The sequence below is a fragment of the Pseudomonas sp. LD120 genome, assembly GCF_009861525.1.
Taxonomy (GTDB): Bacteria; Pseudomonadota; Gammaproteobacteria; order Pseudomonadales; family Pseudomonadaceae; genus Aquipseudomonas.
Genome location: NZ_WVHL01000005.1, coordinates 955,339 through 976,722, shown reverse-complemented (window position 1 = coordinate 976,722; position 21,384 = coordinate 955,339). Strand labels below are relative to the sequence as shown.

At 62.1% G+C, this 21,384-nt stretch carries 19 protein-coding genes and 1 pseudogene; 13 read left to right on the top strand and 7 right to left on the bottom strand.

What is annotated here, in order from left to right:
- The first annotated feature begins 52 nt into the window (after nucleotides 1-52).
- The 4 genes from PLD_RS18740 (at nucleotide 53) to PLD_RS18725 (ending at nucleotide 6,013) form a co-directional block, all read left to right on the top strand.
- Nucleotides 53-1,405, top strand: a complete 1,353-nt coding sequence (locus PLD_RS18740) for a 3-oxoacyl-ACP reductase (protein ID WP_159895318.1) — start codon at nucleotides 53-55, stop codon at nucleotides 1,403-1,405.
- 2 nt (nucleotides 1,406-1,407) lie between these two features.
- Entirely contained in the window at nucleotides 1,408-2,262 is an 855-nt protein-coding gene (locus PLD_RS18735; protein WP_159895316.1) for a MaoC/PaaZ C-terminal domain-containing protein, read from the top strand.
- A 420-nt stretch (nucleotides 2,263-2,682) separates the two neighbouring features.
- The gene (locus PLD_RS18730) at nucleotides 2,683-4,146 is read left to right on the top strand and encodes a collagen-like triple helix repeat-containing protein (protein ID WP_159895314.1); all 1,464 of its coding nucleotides are present in this window, start codon (nucleotides 2,683-2,685) and stop codon (nucleotides 4,144-4,146) included.
- 190 nt (nucleotides 4,147-4,336) lie between these two features.
- The gene (locus tag PLD_RS18725) at nucleotides 4,337-6,013 is read left to right on the top strand and encodes a ShlB/FhaC/HecB family hemolysin secretion/activation protein (RefSeq protein ID WP_159895312.1); all 1,677 of its coding nucleotides are present in this window, start codon (nucleotides 4,337-4,339) and stop codon (nucleotides 6,011-6,013) included.
- A gap of 73 nt (nucleotides 6,014-6,086) precedes the next feature.
- Here the strand turns inward: PLD_RS18725 and PLD_RS18720 are convergent, their stop codons facing one another.
- Together PLD_RS18720 and PLD_RS18715 are read right to left on the bottom strand one after the other, a co-directional pair.
- Nucleotides 6,087-6,500, bottom strand: coding sequence for a response regulator (locus PLD_RS18720; RefSeq protein WP_159895310.1), 414 nt, complete (start codon nucleotides 6,498-6,500; stop codon nucleotides 6,087-6,089).
- A gap of 170 nt (nucleotides 6,501-6,670) precedes the next feature.
- The gene (locus PLD_RS18715) at nucleotides 6,671-6,877 is read right to left on the bottom strand and encodes a Flp family type IVb pilin (protein WP_159895308.1); all 207 of its coding nucleotides are present in this window, start codon (nucleotides 6,875-6,877) and stop codon (nucleotides 6,671-6,673) included.
- A 331-nt stretch (nucleotides 6,878-7,208) separates the two neighbouring features.
- Here PLD_RS18715 and cpaB point away from each other — a divergent pair, with 331 nt between their 5' ends.
- The 7 genes and pseudogenes from cpaB (at nucleotide 7,209) to PLD_RS18680 (ending at nucleotide 13,330) form a co-directional block, all read left to right on the top strand.
- Complete coding sequence (gene cpaB, locus PLD_RS18710) at nucleotides 7,209-8,141, top strand: Flp pilus assembly protein CpaB (protein ID WP_159895306.1); 933 nt, start codon at nucleotides 7,209-7,211, stop codon at nucleotides 8,139-8,141.
- Between the two features lie 19 nt (nucleotides 8,142-8,160).
- A pseudogene (locus tag PLD_RS18705) lies at nucleotides 8,161-8,553 on the top strand (pilus assembly protein N-terminal domain-containing protein); the annotation flags it as partial.
- Nucleotides 8,554-8,693: 140 nt separating this feature from the next.
- Nucleotides 8,694-9,881 carry a pilus assembly protein gene (locus tag PLD_RS18700; RefSeq protein ID WP_159895302.1) on the top strand — a complete coding sequence of 396 codons (1,188 nt, stop codon included), beginning with the start codon at nucleotides 8,694-8,696 and terminating at the stop codon, nucleotides 9,879-9,881.
- Nucleotides 9,878-11,152 (top strand): CpaF family protein, encoded by a 1,275-nt coding sequence (locus PLD_RS18695; protein ID WP_159895300.1) that lies wholly within the window; start codon nucleotides 9,878-9,880, stop codon nucleotides 11,150-11,152. The genes PLD_RS18700 and PLD_RS18695 overlap by 4 nt, the downstream gene beginning before the upstream one ends.
- Before the next feature lie 16 nt (nucleotides 11,153-11,168).
- The gene (locus PLD_RS18690) at nucleotides 11,169-12,050 is read left to right on the top strand and encodes a type II secretion system F family protein (protein ID WP_159895298.1); all 882 of its coding nucleotides are present in this window, start codon (nucleotides 11,169-11,171) and stop codon (nucleotides 12,048-12,050) included.
- Nucleotide 12,051: 1 nt separating this feature from the next.
- Entirely contained in the window at nucleotides 12,052-12,936 is an 885-nt protein-coding gene (locus PLD_RS18685) for a type II secretion system F family protein (protein WP_159895296.1), read from the top strand.
- 88 nt (nucleotides 12,937-13,024) lie between these two features.
- Complete coding sequence (locus PLD_RS18680; RefSeq protein WP_159895294.1) at nucleotides 13,025-13,330, top strand: DUF3613 domain-containing protein; 306 nt, start codon at nucleotides 13,025-13,027, stop codon at nucleotides 13,328-13,330.
- Between the two features lie 30 nt (nucleotides 13,331-13,360).
- Here the strand turns inward: PLD_RS18680 and PLD_RS18675 are convergent, their stop codons facing one another.
- Nucleotides 13,361-14,146: a response regulator transcription factor gene (locus tag PLD_RS18675; protein WP_159895292.1), complete on the bottom strand. Its 786-nt coding sequence runs from the start codon at nucleotides 14,144-14,146 to the stop codon at nucleotides 13,361-13,363.
- A gap of 126 nt (nucleotides 14,147-14,272) precedes the next feature.
- The gene (locus PLD_RS18670) at nucleotides 14,273-14,719 is read right to left on the bottom strand and encodes a prepilin peptidase (protein ID WP_159895290.1); all 447 of its coding nucleotides are present in this window, start codon (nucleotides 14,717-14,719) and stop codon (nucleotides 14,273-14,275) included.
- Nucleotides 14,720-14,792: 73 nt separating this feature from the next.
- On the opposite strand from PLD_RS18670, the gene PLD_RS18665 reads away from it, so the two are divergent.
- Both PLD_RS18665 and PLD_RS18660 read left to right on the top strand, forming a co-directional pair.
- On the top strand, nucleotides 14,793-15,230 hold the full coding sequence (locus PLD_RS18665) for a TadE/TadG family type IV pilus assembly protein (protein WP_159895288.1): 438 nt from the start codon (nucleotides 14,793-14,795) through the stop codon (nucleotides 15,228-15,230).
- Complete coding sequence (locus PLD_RS18660; RefSeq protein WP_159895286.1) at nucleotides 15,227-17,995, top strand: ATP-binding protein; 2,769 nt, start codon at nucleotides 15,227-15,229, stop codon at nucleotides 17,993-17,995. The genes PLD_RS18665 and PLD_RS18660 overlap by 4 nt, the downstream gene beginning before the upstream one ends.
- On the opposite strand, the gene PLD_RS18655 is transcribed toward PLD_RS18660, so the two are convergent.
- The 3 genes from PLD_RS18655 to PLD_RS18645 all read right to left on the bottom strand — a co-directional run bounded on the left by PLD_RS18655 (nucleotide 17,980) and on the right by PLD_RS18645 (nucleotide 21,382).
- Nucleotides 17,980-19,998, bottom strand: a complete 2,019-nt coding sequence (locus tag PLD_RS18655) for a pilus assembly protein TadG-related protein (RefSeq protein ID WP_159895283.1) — start codon at nucleotides 19,996-19,998, stop codon at nucleotides 17,980-17,982. The genes PLD_RS18660 and PLD_RS18655 overlap by 16 nt on opposite strands.
- A gap of 176 nt (nucleotides 19,999-20,174) precedes the next feature.
- Nucleotides 20,175-20,732: a DUF4136 domain-containing protein gene (locus PLD_RS18650; RefSeq protein WP_159895281.1), complete on the bottom strand. Its 558-nt coding sequence runs from the start codon at nucleotides 20,730-20,732 to the stop codon at nucleotides 20,175-20,177.
- A gap of 41 nt (nucleotides 20,733-20,773) precedes the next feature.
- Nucleotides 20,774-21,382, bottom strand: coding sequence for a DUF4136 domain-containing protein (locus tag PLD_RS18645; protein WP_159895279.1), 609 nt, complete (start codon nucleotides 21,380-21,382; stop codon nucleotides 20,774-20,776).
- Nucleotides 21,383-21,384: the final 2 nt, after the last annotated feature.

Below are 21,384 nucleotides of genomic sequence, written 5' to 3'. Positions count from 1 at the left end.
TCGAAGCCATTCGTGGTCCACACTTTGAACCCCAGCCTGCGGAGTGCGTTCCATGTCTGACCGTTATATCGACTTCGCCAACTCGTCCATCGGCCAACGCCTGGTCGGGGCGCTTGGCCTGCCATCACCACAGCACTTGGAGCGCTGGCAGGCCGGTCGCCTGCGGCCCATCGAGGGCGCTTTACTGATCGGCGGGGGAGCTCTGGCGCAGCAGGTCAGCGCCTTGGCCCCGCGCCTGACCGACGCGATCTACAGCTACGGCACCGATTCGGCCCTGGCCACACCATGGATTCCTGGCCATGGCCCCAGACTCAAGGCCGTGGTGTTCGATGCCAGCGAACTGCTGCACACCCACTCACTCAAGCAACTGCGCGAGTTCTTCCAGCCGTTGTTGAGAAACCTTGACCCCTGCGCCCATCTGGTGATCCTCGGGCGCGCCCCGGAAACCCTCGATGACCCCTTTACCGCCAGCGCCCAGCGCGCCCTGGAAGGCTTCAGCCGCTCCCTGGCCAAGGAGTTGCGCAAGGGCGCCACCCTGCAATTGCTCTACGTAGGCGACGGAGCCGAAGAACAGCTGGAAGGCGCGCTGCGGTTCTTTCTCTCTCCCAAGAGCGCCTTCGTTTCCGGTCAGGTCTTGCGTTTGCAGCCTTGCGCCACGCAGGTCCAGGACTGGAGTCGTCCGCTGGCCGGACGTCGAGCGCTGGTCACTGGGGCGGCGCGCGGCATTGGCGCGGCGATTGCCGAGACCCTGGCCCGGGATGGGGCCCAGGTGCTGGTGCTGGATGTGCCCCAGGCCAAGACCGACCTCGAAGCCCTGGCCGCGCGGCTCGGCGCGCGCGCCATCAACCTGGACATCTGCGCCGAGGACGCAGCGGCGCAGTTGCTCGAGCAACTGCCGGAGGGCATCGACATTCTGGTACACAACGCCGGTATCACCCGAGACAAAACCCTGGCCAACATGACCGCGGATTTCTGGGAAGCGGTCCTGGCAGTCAACCTCAACGCCCCCCAAGTACTGACCCAGGCGCTGCTGGACAGCGGCCGCCTGCACGACCATGGTCGGGTGATTTTACTGGCCTCCATCAGCGGTATCGCCGGCAACCGAGGACAAACCAACTACGCCGCCAGCAAAGCCGGACTGATTGGCCTGGCTCAGACCTGGGCGCCACTGCTGCGCGCTCGGGACATCAGCATCAACGCCGTGGCGCCGGGCTTCATCGAAACCCGGATGACCGCCAAGGTGCCCTTGGCCCTGCGCGAAGCCGGACGGCGCATGAGTTCGCTGGGCCAAGGCGGCCTGCCTCAGGATGTCGCCGAAGCCGTGGCCTGGCTTGGCCAGCCGGGCAGCGGCGCAGTCAGCGGTCAGACCCTGCGGGTCTGCGGACAAAGTGTCCTGGGGGCTTAACGATGACACCTCTCTGGCAGCCACTGAACCAGCCCGCGGCGCTGCCCGCGCTGTTCCTCAAGGCCGCGTTGCGGCGACGGGTCCATGGCACGCAGTTGCCCGAGCAGGGCCTGCGCTGCTGGCTCAGCCCGGAACCGAACCAACTGGCGGCGTATCGCAAAGTCTGTGGTTTTACCGATGACGGCTTGTTGCCCGCCACCTACCCTCATGTCCTGGCATTCGCGTTGCAGATGCAATTGCTCACCGCTCGGGACTTTCCGTTTCCGCTGCTGGGGCTGATTCACCTGGGCAACCGGATTCGGGTACTGCGGCCTATGGGCAACGTCGGCAGCGTCTGTGTCGGGGTTCAGGTGCACAACCTGCAGCCCCACGCCAAGGGCGTAGTATTCGATCTGTTAACCACGCTGGACGACCTGCTAGGGCCGCTCTGGGAGGCGCAGAGCCAGATGCTCTGCCGTGGCGTCAGGCTACCGGGCGACCCGATGGAACAACAGCCACCATCCGCCGAGGGCCTGAGCGAAATCAGCCGCTGGCGCGCCGAGAGCGACATCGGCCGGCGCTATGCCAGGGTCTGCGGTGACTACAACCCGATCCACCTGAGTGCCTGGAGCGCCAGGCTGTTTGGCTTTCCCCAGGCTATCGCCCACGGTCTGTGGAACAAGGCCCGAGCCCTGGCGGCCCTGGGCGAACACCTGCCAGCGGCCAACATTGAAATAGCGGTGCAGTTCAACAAGCCGGTGCGCCTGCCCAGCGAAGTCAGGCTGCTGGCCAGCGCTCCAGGTTCTAGTGGTGAATTGCAGTTGCTGGGCAATGGCGACCTGCTGCACATGTACGGTGGCTGGCAACCCATTGCCTGAGGCGCCCTGCGCCCAAGTTGCAACATCACTCAACTTGCGCCATGAGCCTTAGCTGTTGCGCGAGATGTTTTACGTCCATCAACCGACTTCTGAAGTCACAAAGAAACAACCAGCAACCAAGAAAGCTTATTAATTGTATATACACAATTAGTTAAAAACTCGAAAAATCACCACCCCAAACAAAAATACAAACCATTGTTTTTAATTTACTTTTTTAAAAAGCGGAAAGTTTAATACTACTTTCCGGCTATTCCCTTCTAAGAAAATCCACCCGAAAAAATAATTCATTAATACCAATCTCATAATTGTTCAACAGCCTCCCCAAGCCTTTCATGTAGACAACGGACGACATCTCCAGCACGAGAACTGGAGAGCCATCAAGAACAACGAACGTTGTAACAGGTGCAAAGGACGACTCTCATGAATACTCGATTTGGATGGAAAGCAATAACGGCCATCACCATGATCCTGACCCTCAGCCTGGCAGGCTGCAGCGGCGGTGGCGGCGGTCACAAGAGCGGCGGTAGCAGTTCATCTACGGACAGTAGCAGTGGCGGCACCGATGGCACCGGAGGGACTACTGCCAAGACGCTGGTCACCGCCGACGTAGTGTCTGACTTGGGCACGACCGTAAGCGGTATCGGCGATAGCGTCAGCAACCTGGGCGACTCTCTGGAAGCGGTACCCGTCGTCGGCAGCCTGACCAGAAGCGCCGTCAACACCACCGGCAATGTCTTAAACACCTTGGGCGATGGCCTGACCAACGGCCTCGGCAGTCTGGGCACCGACCCTCAAGCCCTGAGCAAGACCACCGCCACTATCGGCAATGTAGTGGGCGATGCAGGCGCCGGAGTCACCGACCTGAGCAGCCAACTGGCCGCCACCACCCAGAGTATTCCGGTGGTGGGAGGCGTGGTCACCCGAGTGGCGCCGGTAGTGGGTAGCGTAGGCACCCGAGTGACCATGCTGGGCAATACTCTGAGTACCGTCACCAGCAGCGGCCCTGTGGGCACACTAACCGACGGCGTGGGTGAGCAGGTACTGGTCCCTGTAGTCAGCATGGCTGAAGGCTTGACCGACCAGACCGGCACAGCTACCGGCTTCGGCGGGCCAGTCAAAGACCTGCTCAACGACGCCGCCGATGCCGTTGACGGTACCGGCGAAAACATCAGTGATGCCGGCAACGGCAACCCAGTCACCGACCTGCTGGGCAATACCTTGAGCAACGCCAGCGGCGCGGTGGGAGGCGCTGGAGGCTACGTAAGCGGTTCCGGAAATGGCAGTGGTGCTGGCGGCCTGCTGGAAACCGTGGGCGGCGCGGTGGCTAACCTGAGCAACGGTTTGAGCACCGGCAGCACCAATGGCACCGTCAGTGCCGGCGGCGCCACGGGTGGCGCGGTCGGCGGCCTGGTCGCTTCGGTAGGTGGAGCCTTAGGCGGCAGCGGCACCCCCAACCTGGTGGTCAGTGCGCCTCTGGCCAGTGTTGGTGTGAACCTGGGCTCGGCGTTGAACCCCATTACCAGTTCGGTCAGTGGTCTGACCCAACAAGTGGGCACAGCCAGTGGCCTTGGCGGCCAGGTCGGCGGACTTCTGGGCCAGGTCGGCGGCGCCGTGAGTAACACCGGCAACACCATCGCCGGCAGCACCGGCGGCAATCAGGTCGGCGGTGCATTGGGTGGAACCCTGAACGCCGTGGGCGGGACTGTGGCGTCGCTTGGCGGCCAGGCAGGCGGCACAGCTCCTAGCGGCGGCCTGCTTGGCGGTCTTAATGTGGGCGCAAACGCCAGTACCAGCGCAAGTGGCAGCGCCAATGCGGGCCTCAATGGCGGCCTGGGTGGCGTACTGGGTGGTCTGACCGGCGCCCTGGGCGGCAACCAAAATTAAATTGCACCTGGCCGATTCGACGGCCTCACCTACAGCGCCTACGCTTGGTTGAGGGCGAGAGATCCTGATCAATCTCTCGCCTTTTTTTATTCAGAACATGACCGTCAAACGCCTGATCAAGGCCCTGACCCTGAATAGCGCTTGGCATGAGGATGTTAAGTACCACCGCAGTTTGAACATGGAGTGTCCTATGCGCAGATTGACCAGTTTATTGTTGATTTCATGCTGTAGCTGGGCTTATGCAGACTCCCTTCCCCGCTTTCTCAATAGCAACGACAGCATCAGCAACCTGCCAACCCCCAACCTCCCGCTAGACGCCTACCGGCCGCCCGCACCAACCTTGCAATTGCCCAAACAACCCAGCGCACCGCAAGGCCAAGAACCACTGATGATGGGGACCAAAGTAACGCTGCGCCAGGTGCAGATCGAAGGCGGTAGCGTCTATCCACTGCAAGAACTGGCGGCGATCTACCAGCCGCTGATGGGTCATGAAACCAGCCTCGGGCAATTGATCGAGGCCACCCGCGACATCACCCGGCGATATCAGAAAGACGGCTACCTGCTGTCTTACGCCTTCATGCCACAACAAGCGTTCGACCAGGGCACCCTGCGGGTAGTGCTGGTGGAAGGCTATATCAAGGACTACCAACTGCAGGGCGATATTGGTCCGGTGTCGGCCTACCTGGACACACTGGTGAACAAGCTAAAAGCCGAACGGCCACTGACCCGCAAGACCTTCGAGCGCTATACCACGCTGATGAGCCGAGTGCCCGGGGTGACACTGCAGGCTGTAGTACCGCCGCCGGGCACTACTGACGGCGCAACCCGACTGGTGGCCGTGGCCAGCCGCAAGGCCATTTCCACCACCCTCAACAGCACCGAAGACAATCGCAACGGCCTGCAAGCCCTGCTGGGCATCACCAGCAACTCGCAAACCGCGTGGGGCGAACAACTCAGTCTCAGCGGCCTGTTCCCACCCGGCAAAGACAAGGAACACTACTACCGCCTGGACTACAGCCAGCTACTCGGCTCGGAAGGAACCCGCCTGAGCCTTTATGGCGCGCGGTATCGCAGCGATCCACACAGCAACGTGCAACTCAATAACGGCGTCGAACTGGAACCCCATCGCGAGAACGACCGTTTTTCCATTGGTGTCAGCCATCCCTTCATCGCCTCGGCCAATGAAATGCTCACCGCCGGCACACGCCTGTATGCGGTGAACGACACGACCCGCTACCAGGTCGTCAACAGTCCATTGACTCTGGAAGAAAAAACCGACATTCGTGCCCTGGCCCTGGAAGGCGACTGGAGCAAATCCGACACGCGCCAACTGCGGATTCTCAGCGCCGGCCTGTACCGCGGCCTGGACAGCATGGGGGCCAAGACCAACAACGAACTCTATGATCTGGACTTCTTGCGTCTGCGTCTGGCTGGTGTACAAAGCAATGCGTTCTTCGACCACTGGCAGGGGGTGCTCTCCGGGGCTCTGTATTGGAGCCAGGACAACCTGCCCGACAGCGAACGGGCAAGCTTCGGTGGACAGAACTTCGCCCGCGGCTACCCCGATGACCAGGCCACCGGCGACAAGGGGTGGGGCGTGGCTTATGAACTGAACTACAGCTTCAATCGCGAAGGTCCGTGGGTCAGGGTATTGCAACCCTACGTGGTACTGGACCGTTCGAAGACCTGGTTCAACCAGTTACCGGTTAAGGGCAGCAATCTCTCATCGGCTGCCGTCGGCCTGCGCTTTGGCGATACCAAGCACTACAACATCGCCCTGGAGGCCGCCAAGCCAATGTCCGACAACGCCCTGGACACCTACAACCGGCGGCCACGCTATTCCCTGAGCTTCAGCTATCAACTGTGAACGCAGACATGACGCGACTCGTCCCACAGCGAGTCTTGTTCAGGGGCGGCAGGTTGTCGGTCCGCCCTCGGGGTCAGGGGCCGACCGCATGCAACCACGGTTGGGGAAACAGCTTGTTGAGGGTATCGAGCAGGCGAACGTGATAGATCGGTTTGCGAAACAGATCCAACACCTGCAGGCGCAGCAGGTCGCTGACATCGTCCATGTCGGCGTGACCGGACATGACGATCACCGGCAAATGCTGACGCGAAGTATGCTCGCGCAGATGCTTGATCAGCGACAGGCCGCTCTCCTCCGGCATGCGCAGGTCGGTGATGACCAGCGCAATGTCGGGATGTTCAGTGAGGTGTGCCAGAGCAAGCTTCACCGAGAGCGCGGTGAAGCAACAGAAGCCCTCGCCTTCGAGTAGCTCGGCGAGTTCCAGCAACGCGTCCTCTTCATCATCGACCAGAAGAAGCTGCTGCCGCACAGGTTGAGGGGAGGACATGACCAATACCCTGGAGTGAAGATCGCGCTTGCGATTAAGCACAACCGTCAAACAGCAGACCATGCGTGGCGCAACCGCCCACAGGCCTTCGATTCAAGAGAACCAAAGGCCTTCGCCAAAGCCCGGCAGCGTGTTGCACCCGTAGTTATTCAGCGACGCAAGTACCCGGCTCAAGGCGTTGGGCGAGTGACAGTGGTTCCTCCAAGGCCGGTCAGAATATTGTTGAAGATGGCCAGGACGCGATCACCCAAAGGGGTAACGAACGCTACGACCACCACTGCCACCATCGCCACGACAATCGCGTACTCAATGGCCGAAGCACCCTCGGTACGGTCAAAAAACAGGCGCGCCCTGAGCAACAAATATTGAAGGATCATCCTCGCTCTCCTTTGCGCCGCAAGGCGCCGCTGGATCAGCACTGGGCGAAGTTCCACAGTGCCATCTGAGCATTGTCAACAAAGCCCAGCCCAGCAACTGTAAGAACTGATTAATCCATAAGTATTAATTGGAGGAATGGCGCCAAAAATCCTTTTGCCACAGGGACGTCCCTCCCCTTGTGAGCTTTTTTGACGAGTTAATGGCATTTCGTCCTAGCTCTACTACCTTCAAATAGCGAAATAGTTACTTGTTCATAGCTGCCTGATTGCGAAATTAACTCGTTTGGAAGCCCGGGCTGGTTGGTAGTGCAGCAGGAAAGGGAGAGCCTTCATGAACAGTCGCGTCACTATGGGTTTGGCCGGAGTGCTTCTGGTGGGTGCGGTGTTTTTCGGCTACTGGGGCCTGGTGCTCAGCCGTCCCCCTGAGCCCACACCACCGACTCCGGTGGTGCAAAGCCTCGTTGAAAAAACCACTACTGATGTCGAAGACCAGACCCGCCAGCCCGTGGTGGTTCTGGTTCGCGACGTCCCCCCCTTCACTCCTCTCACTGCTGCGGATCTGGCACTGGAAAAACTGCGCACGGCGCCAGCCGGCAGCCTCAGCGACATCACTCAAGCCGTGGGCCGCACGCCCTGGCGGCAACTGAGCGCCGGCACCTGGCTCAACGAACAAAGCTTCGACACCGGCGGGGCGCTGGCGCGGATGATCCACAGCGATGAGCGGGCCTTGGCCGTCGCGGTTGACGAAGTGATCGGCGCGGCCGGACAACTGAGCCCGGGCGACTACGTTGATGTGTTGTTGTTCCTGCGCCAAGACACCAGCAATCCGCAGCAATCGGCGCAGGTCGCCGTGCCCGCCATCCGCGTGTTGGCGGTGGGCGAGCAACTGGGACTGACCAACGATGGACAACCCGCCTCGCCCCCCCTGAGCGCCGCCGAAAAGCTCAAGCAGGATCAGCGCCGGATTGCCGCCCGCACCGTGGTCTTGGCGGTGCCCGAACAGCTCTTGAGCCGGCTGATGCTTGCCACCCAGGTCGGCGTGCTGCGCCTGGCGGTGCGCAGCAGCGAAGAGCAGCGCCTGGCCCATTACTGGGCCCGCAATGACGAGGCTCTGGCCCCTGTCGATACGGCCAACAGCAACCTCTTCCAATTCACACAACTGGCGCTCGGTAACGCCCCCCGCCCTCCGCTCGCCCGTGGTGGCGCACCTCGATCAGCGGTGGAAGTCATTCGCGGTAACCAAGTCACCCAACAAACGCCCTGATTAAGCAAGGATGCACTACATGCGCAGTCGTTCCATGCCGCAGCTCACCGTACCGCTGACCCTGAGCCTGGGCCAGTTGCTCTGGAGCCAGGCCTTTGCCGCCACCGCAGGTGTTTGTTCGACCCTGGCACCACTAGCGGCAGCACGGGAGGTCGGCGAAGGCCTGCAGCCAGAGTTGCAATCGGCAGTGGCCATCACTCGCCTGGCGGTGGACGATCCGAAAGTCGCCGATGTCCACTGCAACGGCCACAAGGCTTTCTTGATCACCGGCATGGCTCCAGGTGCCACCAGCCTGATGGTCCGGAGCGCCTGCTCCAGCACCCCACGCCAGAGCATGGTGTTCGTCCGGGGCTGGGCCACCGCCGACCTGACATCCTCTCGCCTGCCCACCAGCGAAGAGCTGCTGCCCAGCACGGGCAGTAACGGCGTGACCATCGCCGGCCCCCGAGTGCCGGCCCAGCCAGGGGAGCGCTTATGCAACGACGACCCGAACTTCTATCGCATGTTCTTCCTCGCAAACGGCAACTTCGATAAACGCAGTGGGCTACCGCAATGAGCCAGAGCCTCAACCAGACATTCCTCGCCATCACCCGTAACAGCACCGACCTTGAGTGGCTGCAAGGCGCACTGGCGCCCCTGGGCCAGGTAGTGGGTGCCGACGGCAGCCTTGATGAGTTGCTGGCACTGGTGGACGTGACGTGCGCCAATCTAGTGTTCGTCGACCTCGACCGTGAGCATGTCGTGGCCCAGGCGGCGTTGATCGAGGGCGCTCTGGAAGCCAAGCCGATGCTGGCGATCGTCGCCCTCGGCGATGGCATGGACAACCAATTGGTGCTCAACGCCATGCGCGCCGGCGCCCGGGACTTTGTCGCTTATGGCTCGCGCGCCAGCGAAGTCGCGGGGTTGGTCCGACGCCTGAGCAAACGCCTGCCAGCCGCGACCCCCACCACTCAGTTGGGCGGCCTGACCGTGCTGTATGACACCCAGAGTAGTGGCGACGGTGCACTGCTGGCCGAGCACATGGCGCTGGTGGTGCAGAAAAGCGGTCAACAAACCCTGCTGCTGGACCTCGGCCTGCCCCGGGGGGACAGCCTGGCGTTGTTAGGACTGGAGAGTTCCTTTCACTTCGGCGATGCCTTGCGGCACTTGCGGCGCCTGGACGCGACCTTGATCGACAGCGCTTTCACCAGCGCCGAAGCCGGTTTGCGAATCCTTGCCTACGCCAGTCACGACGAACCTTTGGAGCACACCAGCGCGGCGGAGCTGTACATGTTGCTCAGCGCCTTGCGTCAACACTTCCAGCACATTGTGGTGAACGTCGTTGGCCAGCCCGACAGCGAGGCGCTTCGCACCTTCGTCAGCCATTGCGACAAGCTGATCTGGCGCACCGACCAAAGCGTACTCGACTGCCGCCGGAACCTGGAGCTGCTCAACAACTGGCGCGAAAAAGGCATGAAGCTTGATCACGCCCGCCTGCTGGTGGATCGCTACCTGCGCGGTGTCTCGCCAGATGCTGAAACCTTGGGCAAAACCTTCGCCCTGGAAGTGATCGCGGTACTGGCCTACAGCCCTGAACTCCGCCTGAACGCCAAGAACCAAGGCGTCACCCTGTTTGAACTGGCGCCCCGCGAGGCGCTGACGCAAAGCCTGACAACCCTGGGCGAACGCCTGGCCAGACGCTCCGAAGGGCTGGCCAAACCCAAGGCCGGCTGGCTCAACCGAATCATGGGGGGCAAATGAACAGCGAAAACCTGTTTGGCGCCCAGACCCACACGACACTGGGCAACACCGACCACGAAGGGCTCAAGCTGGTGCTGCATCGCTACATCATCGATGCCATCGAGGAGTCAGGACAGAACCTGCTGGAAAGCTCGCGACAGAACCTTTCACAATTCGTCATCGATAAGGTGGCGGAATACATCGCGCGCATGCACCTGGCCATTTCCCGCTATGAAATGGAGCGGCTGGCGGAGGAAATTGTCGATGAGCTGACCGGCTTCGGCCCTCTGGAAGTGCTACTGCGCGACCCGGCGGTGACCGAGATTCTAGTCAACGGCCCGCACCGGGTTTTCGTCGAGCGCGAAGGGGTGCTGCATCAAAGCGACTTGCGCTTCATCGACGCACACCATGTCGAACGCGTAATGCAGCGGATTCTCGCCCCCCTGGGCCGACGCCTTGACGAGTCTTCGCCCATGGTCGATGCGCGCTTGCCGGACGGCAGCCGGATCAACGCCATCATTCCCCCCATTGCCCTGGACGGCCCCTGTCTATCGATTCGTAAGTTTCGCAAGGACATGTTCAAGAGCAGCGACCTGATCGCCATGCAGACCATCGACCAGTCGATCTATGAGTTCCTTCAAGATGCTGTCGGCAAGCGCTGCAACATCCTGATCAGCGGTGGCACCGGCACCGGTAAAACCACCTTGCTGAACATTCTCAGCCAGTTGATCAACCCTTATGAACGCCTGGTTACCATCGAAGACGTGGCCGAACTGCAATTGGGACACCCGCACGTGGTACGCCTGGAAACCCGTCCGCCCAATGCCGAGGGCCACGGCGAGGTCAAGGCCAGCGACCTGATCCGCAACGCCCTGCGGATGCGCCCGGACCGGATCATCCTCGGCGAGATCCGCGGCGTCGAAGTGCTGGATGTACTGACCGCGATGAACACCGGCCACGACGGCTCCATGAGCACGGTGCACGCCAACAACGCTCAGGATGCCCTGCTGCGCCTGGAAACCCTGGTGGGCCTGACTGGACGCGCTGTGGCGGAGCGCACCTTGCGACAAATGATTTGCGCGGCCCTGGACGTAGTGATCCAGCTGACCCGCCTGCCCGATGGCCGCCGTTGCGTCAGCGAGGTGGTGGAAGTGGTGGGGACTCGCGATGACGTTTATGTCACCAATACCCTGTTTCGCCTGGATCGTCACAGCGGCTCCGGCTTCCAGCGCGAGGCGATGCATCCGGCGGGCGACAAACTGCGCCGTGAGAGTGCACGGAGCGTCATTTGAACCGGCGAGGTAGCCCATGATCGGTCTGCTGCTTACCTTGATCTGCCTGCTTCTGTTGGGGCTTTCCGGTTGGTTGTTCTACCACGGCGTGCGCAAGACCGAGCGTGAACGCGTGCTCAACCGGTTGGCCGAAGGGCAACCCGAACGCACCCCGTCGCGCCGTTCCTGGAGTGGCCTGGAACGCGCTTTCGCCCCAGCGGGCATGGGCCAACCCAACGAACGCCTGGGCCTGTGGCTGGCCGTGTGGGTCGGGTTGGTACTGCTGGGCTATCTGCTGGCGGGTGGATTCGGCCTGCTCGCGGGCCTCCTCGCCCCGCCCCTGCTTTTGCGCCTGTCTATCAGCTGGCTGTATCAACGCCGACTCAAACGCATGATCGAGCAACTGCCGCCGCTGCTCGATCACAGCGTGCGCAGCCTGAAATCCGGTCGCACCCTGGCGGATGCGATCCTGGGCGCCATCGACGCCAGCCACGATCCATTGAAACAAGCCATGGGACGCGTCCAGCGCAACGTGCAACTGGGGGTCAGCCTGCCCGACGCGGTCAGTGACTTCGCCGAGTTCTACGAGCAGGACGAGTTGCGCATGTTCGCCCTCGGCTTGAAGGTCAATCACCGCTACGGCGGCAACGCCAGCGAGTTACTGGAGAACCTGATCAAGCTGATTCGCGAGCGCGAGCAAGGGGCTCGGCAATTGAGCGCGATGACTGGAGAAACTCGCATGACCGCCTGGGTCCTGGGACTCCTGCCGTTGCTTCTGGTGAGCTACTTCATGCTCACCAATCCCGGCTACATGCTGGGCATGTGGCACGACCCCGCCGGGCAGAAGATGCTGATCACGGCGGTGTGCCTGCAGATCTTTGGCTGTCTTGCGCTGTGGCGCATGTTGAGGAGCATTTGACATGCTGGTGCTGGCCGCTGCGCTGTTGTTTCTCGGGGCCTTGCTCCTGCTCGGCACCAGCGTGCTGGAGCAGCGCCGACGCGAGCGCCAGATCGCTCAGCGCCTACAAGGCCACATGACCCGCGACAACCGCCTGGGCAACTGGTTGCGCCAGCTCGGCGAGAGCCGCTTCGGCCAGCGCGCGGTGAACATGGACAGCGAAACCCAGACTCTGCTCAACCGCCTGGGTTGGCGCCGCGCCAACCAGCGTTCGCTGTTCGCCGCGCTGCAGATCGCCACGCCGCTGGTACTGGTGTGCCTGACGGTGTTCATCCAGGAAGTTGCATTTCCCCAGGCCGAAAACAAATGGCTGATCCCCCTGCTCTTCGCGGGCACCGGCTACCTGTTGCCCAAGCGCGCCCTGGCCTACGCCGCCCAGCACCGGCAGAAACACATCGCCCTGGAAATTTCGACCTTCATTCCCTTGCTGCGCATCCTGTTCGAGTCGGGCATGACCGTGGAACAAGCCTTACGGGTACTGAGCGCCGAAGCCCAGAAGCTGTTGCCCGAACTGACCCATGAATTGCGCCTGGTCCTGTCACGAGTCGACTCAGGGCTGGAGCTGGGCCAAGAGCTGAGTCAGATCGCGGCCCTGCTGGAGGTGGACGAGCTCACCGACACCTGCGTGATTCTCCAACAACTGATCCTGCAAGGCGGTGGTGCGATGAAATCGCTGCAGGCCCTCAAGCAATTGCTGGATGACCGGCGCCTGACCCGGCTGCAGGAATACATCTCGAAAATGTCGGCAAAAATGTCGGTGGTGATGATGCTGTTCCTCTTCCCCGCCTTATTGATCGTACTGGCCGGGCCTGGCTTCACCGCCATCGCCCGGGCCTTTGCTTCTTAGAGGGAAGCCTTGATCGCCGCGGCAAGCCTATTGCTGCTCGCCGGATGCGCCAACAACGGCCTGATACCTTGGGCCGGCCTGCAGCCGGATGTCGCGCCAGCCAAGGAACACTGAAGATGAAACGGCTCATGCACGGCTGAGGTTGCCACTGCTCGCACAGGCCATCGACGCCGGCCCGTCTTCGCCCCAGCAACAGGAAGCCGTAGGCTGGCGGCTACTGCAGAGCCATAACCTGGCGTCCTCGCCGCAGCCGCAAGCGGCGACGCCCACCGAACGCGAACAGGCGTTGCAACGCTGGTTGAAGAAACACAAGTACGCCATCCCGGACCTGTATGAGCCGGATATCGGCGGCAAGATCAACAGCAAACGGTCAGGCGTAGAACGCCGGCAGTGAGGGGAGCTCCGCCGACGTGGCCAATCAGGCTCAGTGCGCGGTCACCCGCTGACGTAGCCCTGTATTGCTCGGTGACAGTGCCAAGGCCAACTGCGTGCGATTGTGCATGTGGGTCAGTCGCAACACTTGGGAGACATAGAGTTTGACGGTGTTTTCGGTGATCCCCAGTTCACAGGCGATCTGGTAGTTGGTCTGTCCCTTGCCCACCAGCCGGGCCACATCCAGCTGACGCGGTGAGAGCTGATTGAAGATCGCCGGAACTTCGAGGTGGTCAGCCTCGTTATCATCCCCTGGGTCTTCATTGCAACCGGGCGCAGGCGTGCGGCGAACCTTGTCCAGGTCCTGATACAGGTCGTCGATGGATTCCGAGAGAAACTGCAGTTTCTGGTTCAGGTGCCCCAGGTGCAGGTTCTTCTGCCGCTCCTGCAAGACCGCTTCCTGGCGCTGCAGGCCCTCAAGAAGCTCGTCCAGATCAATGGGTTTCTGGTAGTAATCGGAGATGCCGGCGCGCAAGGCCTTGATCACATCCTGCTTATCGGATTGCCCGGTGAGCAGGATGGCCTCAAACACCCGTTGCTTGCCGGCCCTGCGTTGCAGTTCCTGCACCATCTCAATGCCATCCATGTCAGGCATGTGCAGATCGCACAGCACCAGGGAAATCTCCGGGTCCCTGGTGAAACAATCCACGGCCTCACGGCTGGATTCACAAGGAACACAACGGTAACCACTGCTTTCAAGAAACTCGCACAGTTCTTCGACAATCAGTGGCTGATCATCGACCACGAGCACTTTCATCGGTGAGGTGAGCTTGTTCACATGCTACTCCGTGCGGGCCAATCCTCGACTGGCCACTCCCGTCCTGCCACACATGATCCGGGCAGCCACAACCTAAAACCTAGACCTACTTTCCGACTATGTACATAGCACTAGTCGAACCCGCGACTAGTGGAGCACGGTCACCGTCAAGACCATGCCCGCCAACACAAAAGGCGCATATGGGTATTTTTTTGACAGCTGCGCGGTGCCTTGTTGATACGCCGGCTTGTAGCGGGGGGCGATCAGCAGCCACAGCAGGCTGCAAAGCCCGGCCCCAATGAATGTCCCTAGCAGATGCTGAGTGTCGGTGGCCAATCCCAGGGCCGCGAGCAACTTCACATCGCCTGCGCCCATCCGCCCCATGGCATAACCAGGCAAGGTGAACAGCAATGCCAGCAGCAGCGCCCAGCCCCCTTGAGCAGCACTGGCCCCCAGCCAGGTACTGCCGGTCGCCAGCAGATAGATTGTCGCCAGCGAGGCGACGCCAAGGGTCAGTGAATTGGCGATCTGCCGCTGCTGCCAATCCTGCAGCGCGCAGAGACTCAACCAGATCCACAACAGCAAAAAATGCATCGTCCAGAACGTTCCTTTTGCCGGAATGAACCTATGCTCAATGGACATAGTGGCTGTCAGAGTAGACGCACTCATGAAACCGGGCCTCCCTGAAAAACAGAAAGGCGCTGCGGCGATCGAGTTCGCCGCGGTCTTCGTTATCTTCTTCGCCGTCTTCTATGGCCTGGTCAGCTATAGCGTGCCGCTGTTGATGATGCAGTCCTTCCACCAAGCCACCGCTGAAGCGATCCGTCGCGCCGTCATGGTCGACCCCAACACCCCCAACTACACCACCACGGTGCAGGACCTCGCCAACAGCGTGGTCCAGAGCCAAACCCTGTGGATTCCCCAAGCCTTCAACTTCGACGCCAGCGACTACAACGCGGTCTACAGCAACGGCGTATTGACTGTATCGGTGAGCTACCCCACCAGCAAACTGAACCAGGTCATGCCCCAGATAGTGTTGCCGGTGGTCGGCGCGGTTCCCAACTTGCCCGCCAGCCTTTCGGTCAGCTCGAGCCTGCAGTTTTGATGGCTGGCGACAAGTTCTTCGCACGGCTTCTGGGGCGTCAGCCAGTGACCGGGGATGCCCCCCCAGCGACGCGGCCTCCTCAAGCGGTTGGCCTGCAAGTGGTGCTGGATCAGCAAGGTCAGATCCTCAGCATGAGCGGGCCGCTGCGGCATACCTTGATCCAGTTACCGCCCCGCCCAACGCCTGCGCATCTGAGGGACTATGTGGTGGCGGGCATCACGCAGGCACTTGAAGGTCGCCCCGCCGATTGGAGCGGGCAAGTGCTGGACCTGCCGTTTCGCGGAGTCGCCGGCAAAACCTTGCATTTGCGTGGCTGGGTCCAGCGCGGGGAACAACAATGGCACCTGCAACTGCTGGACATCAGCGACCTGATCCAGCAACGCCAGCAAGCCCTCAGCCGTGAGCAGTGCCAGGTATTCGCCGCGCAGATCAATGAACAGATCCGCTTGTGCAACCAGTCGCGCCTGGCCGATGTCCTGCACGATCAACTCGCCGACCTGGCCCGCAACTGGCGCATCCCTTGCCTGGCTCTGGCGCTGCTGGACGAACAGGAACAGAACTGGGTGATCCACAGTTGCTACAACGCTCATGACGCTGCGCAGCTGTGGCACGACGGACAGGCACTGGGCAATGGCCTGGACAGCCTGAGCGGCAACACACCGCTGCGTTTGAACCCGATCCCGGGGCTCAATGAACACCCGCGACTGCAGGGTATCTTTGCTCACCGCGAAGGCTTCCTGGTGCCCTACCGAGATGACCACGGCCTCTCTGCCTGGCTGCTGTGCGGCGGCTATAACCCGCAGCAACACGCCCCGGACCTGCAGGACCGAGACTGGTTGATGCTCACTGCTGCCGTGACCGGACCTCTGCTCAGGCGCTTGCGCGAACAGCGCCTTCACCTGCATCTGGAACGCCTGGAGGCCTTGCAGGGACTGCTGGGTGCCGGCTGGTGGGAACTGTGCGCAAACACCGCCGAAGTGCTGCTGTCGCGCCCCTTGGCGGCCAGTCTGCAACTGGCCCAAGAGCATACGCGGCTGCCGATCCAGGACTGGCTGGAATTGATTCACCCCGCCGATCGAGCCGAACTCGGCAGTTGCTTGCAGGCCTTGAGACAGGGCAAGCCGCTGTTACTCTGCGTGCGCCTGCAGCCCACCGAGCCAACGACCCCAAGCCGCTGGTATCGCCTCCAGGGACAAGCCCTGGGTCGGGGTGAAAGCCTGCGCCTGGTGGGTTTCATGCTGGACATCAGCGATATCAAGAACCAGCAGCAACAGGCCGCAGCAGCCCATGCCCGCCTGGACAACCTGATCGCCAGCTCCCCGGCAGTGATCTATGTCCAGCGTTACCTGGAAGGCGCCCTGCAACCGAGTTTTTTCAGTGCCAGCCTGCAACCCCTGCTGGGCTGGAGCCTGAAAGACAGCAACGACGGGGCGATGATCGATTGGCTACACCCCGAGGACCACGACCTGTACTTCCAGCGCTGCCGCCAGTTGTTGCGCGAAGGCAGCGTGCATACGCGCTATCGCCTGCGCGATCGCCAAGGCGAGTACCACTGGGTGCTGGACGAAGCCAAACTGCTGCGCGATGACCTGGGCTTGCCGGTGGAAGCCGTCGGCCTGTGGCTAGACGTGACCGAGGCCACCCTGGCGACCGAGCAAGTGCGCCGGAGCGAGGAGCGCTACAGGATTCTGGTGGAGGACTCTCCGGCGATGATCTGCCGCTACCGCCCGGACCTGACCCTGACCTTCGGCAACCGGCCGCTGGCGGCCTACCTGGAGTGCGCTGCCGAGGATCTGCCGGGGAGCAATCTTGGACAGTGGTTGTCCGCCGAACAGCGCGAAGGCTTCGAGCGGCGAATCGGTCTGCTGAGCCCCGAGTTTCCGGTCAGTACCGCAGAGATCAACCTGCAACTGCCAGGACGCGAACATGCCTGGTGGGTCTGGTCCGATCGCGGCGTGTTCGACGAGCAGGGACAACTGCTGGAGATCCAGGCGGTGGGCCGGGACAACACCGAAGTGCGGCGCTCCCAGCAACAGCTCACGCAAAGCGCGAAAATGGCCACCTTGGGCGAAATGGCTACTGGCCTGGCCCATGAAATCAACCAGCCGTTGAACGTAATGCGCATGGCCGTCGTCAATGTGCTCAAGCGCCTGAACAACGGCGATGTCCAGGTCGACTACCTCACCGACAAACTCAATCGCATCGACGATCAGGTCCAACGTGCCGCCCGGGTGGTGGATCACATGCGCGTGTTCGGACGGCGCTCGGAAGTCGAACAGCAGCCCTTCGATCCAGCCCTGGCCATCGACGGCACCTGCTCGCTGATGGCCGAAGGCATGCGTGGCAAGGGTCTGGAACTGCGCATCAGTGAGCTGGGTTTTGAGGTCCAGGTCATGGGTTTTGCCGATCAACTGGAGCAAGTATTGATCAACCTTGTGGTCAACGCCCGGGATGCCTTGCTGAGCAAGCGCGAACAGCAGCGCGATTTCAAGCCCTGGATTTCCATCCACGGCCAGCGTGACGAACAGTGGGTGCGCCTGTGGGTCGAAGACAATGCTGGCGGGATCGACCCTCGCCTGCTGGAGCGCATTTTCGAACCCTTTTTCACCACCAAGCCGGTGGGCATCGGCACCGGACTGGGCCTCTCGGTGAGCTATGGCATCGTCGAGAACATGGGCGGACGCCTGAGCGCCAGCAACGGTCTTGAGGGGGCTCGGTTCTGCATCGAACTGCCGATTGTCCAGGTGAATCAAATCACCAGGTAAGCCTTGCCGGTCTGTCCGCAGGTGAGGTTGGCGCCGACTTCGACATCCATCAGGCTGACCCCCAACGCCGCCAGCAGGTTGTTCAACAGCGGATCGAGCAAGGGACTGAGCAAGTTGCTGATCAGCGGCATGATCAGGCTGGTGACACCATTGATCAGCCCTCCCGCACCTGCCACCACCGAGCCGAGGAGGTTGGCGTTGACCGGCTGGTAAACCTCCAGGCTGATCCCGCTGAGGGTACCCGACAGGCTGTCGACGAGGTTGTTGGTCGGGGCCGCGTTCTGCTCGCTAGGCATCTGGTTGACGTTCGCGGGGATAGCAAAATCCGGCGCACCGCTTGAGTAAGTCAGGTCCCGCCCCACGTTCGGCCCGGTCTGGCTGAGCCCCAGCGAACTGTCGACCATGATGCCGATGCCCCCGGCGGCGAAGGCTGTGCGTGCGGGCCCGCAACTGCCGATCCCGAGAATCTTGCGACAGGTCCAGATACCCAGGTCGATGATCGGCAGCGGCGTCACCACAGGCTCCACCGCGGAAGAGAACGTCGTGTTGGGGTCAATCTGCCCGACCTTGATGTCGGCCAGGGACGATTCGCTGTACGCCGTGAGGCTTTTGGTTCCGGTGTTGCCCGTCGGACAGCTGTAGTTGGTGACGTAAGCCTTGGCGCCGCCCAGTTCCAGGTTGATGTCGATTCGCGGAGAAGGCAGCACTCGCGGGTCGACTTGCTGGCACCCGGCGCCCAGCAGGCAGCCCACAGAGTTGATGGTGGCCGCCAGGTCCAGGCTCAGAACATTGTTGAGGGTTGGCGTCAGCGAACCCACCAGGCCCAGCACCGCATTGGCCAGGCCGGTCACCCCGGACAGGCCGGTGAGGTCGACTGAAACCAGCGTCCGTACCTGGGCTGTGCTCACATAGATGCGATTGGGCCCCAACGGATCGAGGATGGCCAGCCGAGGGTCACCGACCGCCGAGAACTGCGGTGGCTCGATGACCTTGACCCTGACCGTCACATTGGCCAGGCCCAGCAGGTTGGCCGGTATTACCGCCGCCACCGCGCTCTTGCTGTTGGCCAGTTGAACCATCGCTTGCAGCAGTTGGAACAGCTGCACGTTGGCATCCAGCGCGGTGGACACGGCACCGGTCTGCAGTTTCAGGATGTCCCCCAGTTCCAGCTCCGGTATCTGAGCGCTCACCGCCGCCTGCAGGCTCCCCAGGGCCGCCAGTATGTCGGCGGTCGCGCCATTGGCCTGGACCACGGTGGCGGCAGTCTGGAGCAGTTGAGTCAGGCTCGCCTGGGTGTTGAGCAACTGGGTGTAGTTGCCGGCGGCGACGCCCAGGTCGATCGCCAGTTGGTCGAGGTAGCTCAGCAAATTGATATCGCTGTTGAGCAGGCCATTCCAGCCCACGGCACTGATGTTCACGCTGCCGCCGAGCATGTTGCCCACCAGGGCATTGAGTAACGGTGAGTTGGTGCTGTTGACGGTGCCTACGGTGCTGCGAATGCTCAGTTGCGCCAGCGGTGGCGTCGGTGCAGCCGCAACGGCGGTGGCCGTGAGCTGCGTGGTGAGGTTGATCTGGCCTGAAGTGAACAGCGCAGCAATACCCGAGGCCACACTGATGGGGACGGTGTTAGTGGCGATTACCCGCACAGCCGCCGACTGTGCCGGGTTGGCATTGAAGGTACGCAAGCTGTTGGCTCCGGTGGTCAGGGAGCCACAGGTGGTGGTGAGGGTATTGCCGGCGGCGACGACGAAGCCATTGCGCACTGCACTCTGCCCGGCATAGGTGGCGGCCGTCAGGCCAGCCAGGCAATTGCCGCCACGGCTGACGGCTTCCAGCGCCGCGTTGTCCGCTACCCGCTGCAGCTTGCGCTGTTCCATATAGAGCCGGCCACTGTCCACCACCAGCAACATGAACAACAGCGCCAAGCCCAAGGTCACCGCTGCCATCAGGCCAATGGCTCCGCGCTGGCGGAGCGGACTGGAAAACCGCTTCAAGGGAGACATCAAGGCACTCCTTTACCAGCTCGCCGCCGAGCCGCTATCTCCAAGGGTGCAAGGAGTGTAGTCAATGCCTGGGGCCGGCGCCGCCAGGGCGCCAGTGCAGGACTGCCGGCGGCTGATGGCAACGCACGCGGCTTGCGGCGCTCTCGGTGATCCGCGGTACAGGGCCGGCCATGAGCTCAGTGGGGTGGGTAATTCTGCAGAATGCGCATCACCGTGGTACGTATCGCCGCAGCGCGATCCTCGGGACGGGGGGAGTCGCTGAGCATCTGTTCGTCACTGCCACGCCACACCAGCTTGCCGTCCTTGCCGTCCAGCAGGTCGATCTGAAGGGTCGCCACCTTGTAGGTCATGCTGCGGGTTTCGTTGTACATCGGCCCACCCCAGTAACCATTCCAGGGACCGCCCCAGCCGCCACCATAGTTGGTGCTGACCTGTTGCTGACGGTCCTCGACGATCAGGTACGCCTGGACAGTCAGGTCAGCCCGACCTGCACCCTGAACCGGGCGCAAGCCACGCTGATCCAGTTGTTCGGCCACGGCCTGGCGAATGCGTCGCTCGGTCAGGTCGCTCCTGATCCGCGGGTCGTCGGGGCGGTATTGCAAGGCGGGTTCTTTCCAGCTCCAACTGCGATAGGCGCCAAAGTCCCGGCTGGCGTCGAAGTCATGATTGACTGGCGCGGCGGCGCAAGCACTGAGCAGGGCGGCACAGACCAGTAACGCGATTCGATGGAACATGTTGTTTCTCCGCTTGAAGAGCAAGAACGGCGGTGGTTCGACTAACTGGGAGGATAGGCCGCCATCGCCTGTTGCACCGCTTCGCGCAGCGCCTCGGCGCGCTCGCTGAGACTGCCCCGGCTGCTGGTTTCAGCGCTGGCGCTCCATACCGGCTGGCCACTGGCGCCGTCGTAGAGATTGACCCGGACCACCACCACTTCCACTTCGTAGCTGCGCACCACCGGGACACTGCCGTACATGCCGTAGCCGGGGCCGTAACGGTTGTAGCCACCATAGCCGCCATACCCGTAATCATCCTGAACCTGGCGCAGGCGTTTCTCCAGGTGCAAGTCGGCGCTGACCCAAAGGTCCGCCGGACGGTTGTCATGCAAGGGACGCAGGCCGCGCTGATCCAGCGCGCCACTGACCGCTTCGGCGATCTGCGCCGAGTCGGCCCAGGCCGAGCCGCTGGGCAGGCGCCCATTGAGCCAGGCCCAATTGCGGTAGCGCCCATAGTCCCGTTGCGGCGCAGGGTAGGCGCTGCGGTCGAAGGTGTTGGCCGCTTGCGGTGGCGCCGGCGGCAGCGGGTTGGAACTGGCGACATAGGGGTTGCTGCCCTGACAGGCGGCAAGCCCGGAACACAGAAGGATCAGACCCAGGCGGCGTTTCATTG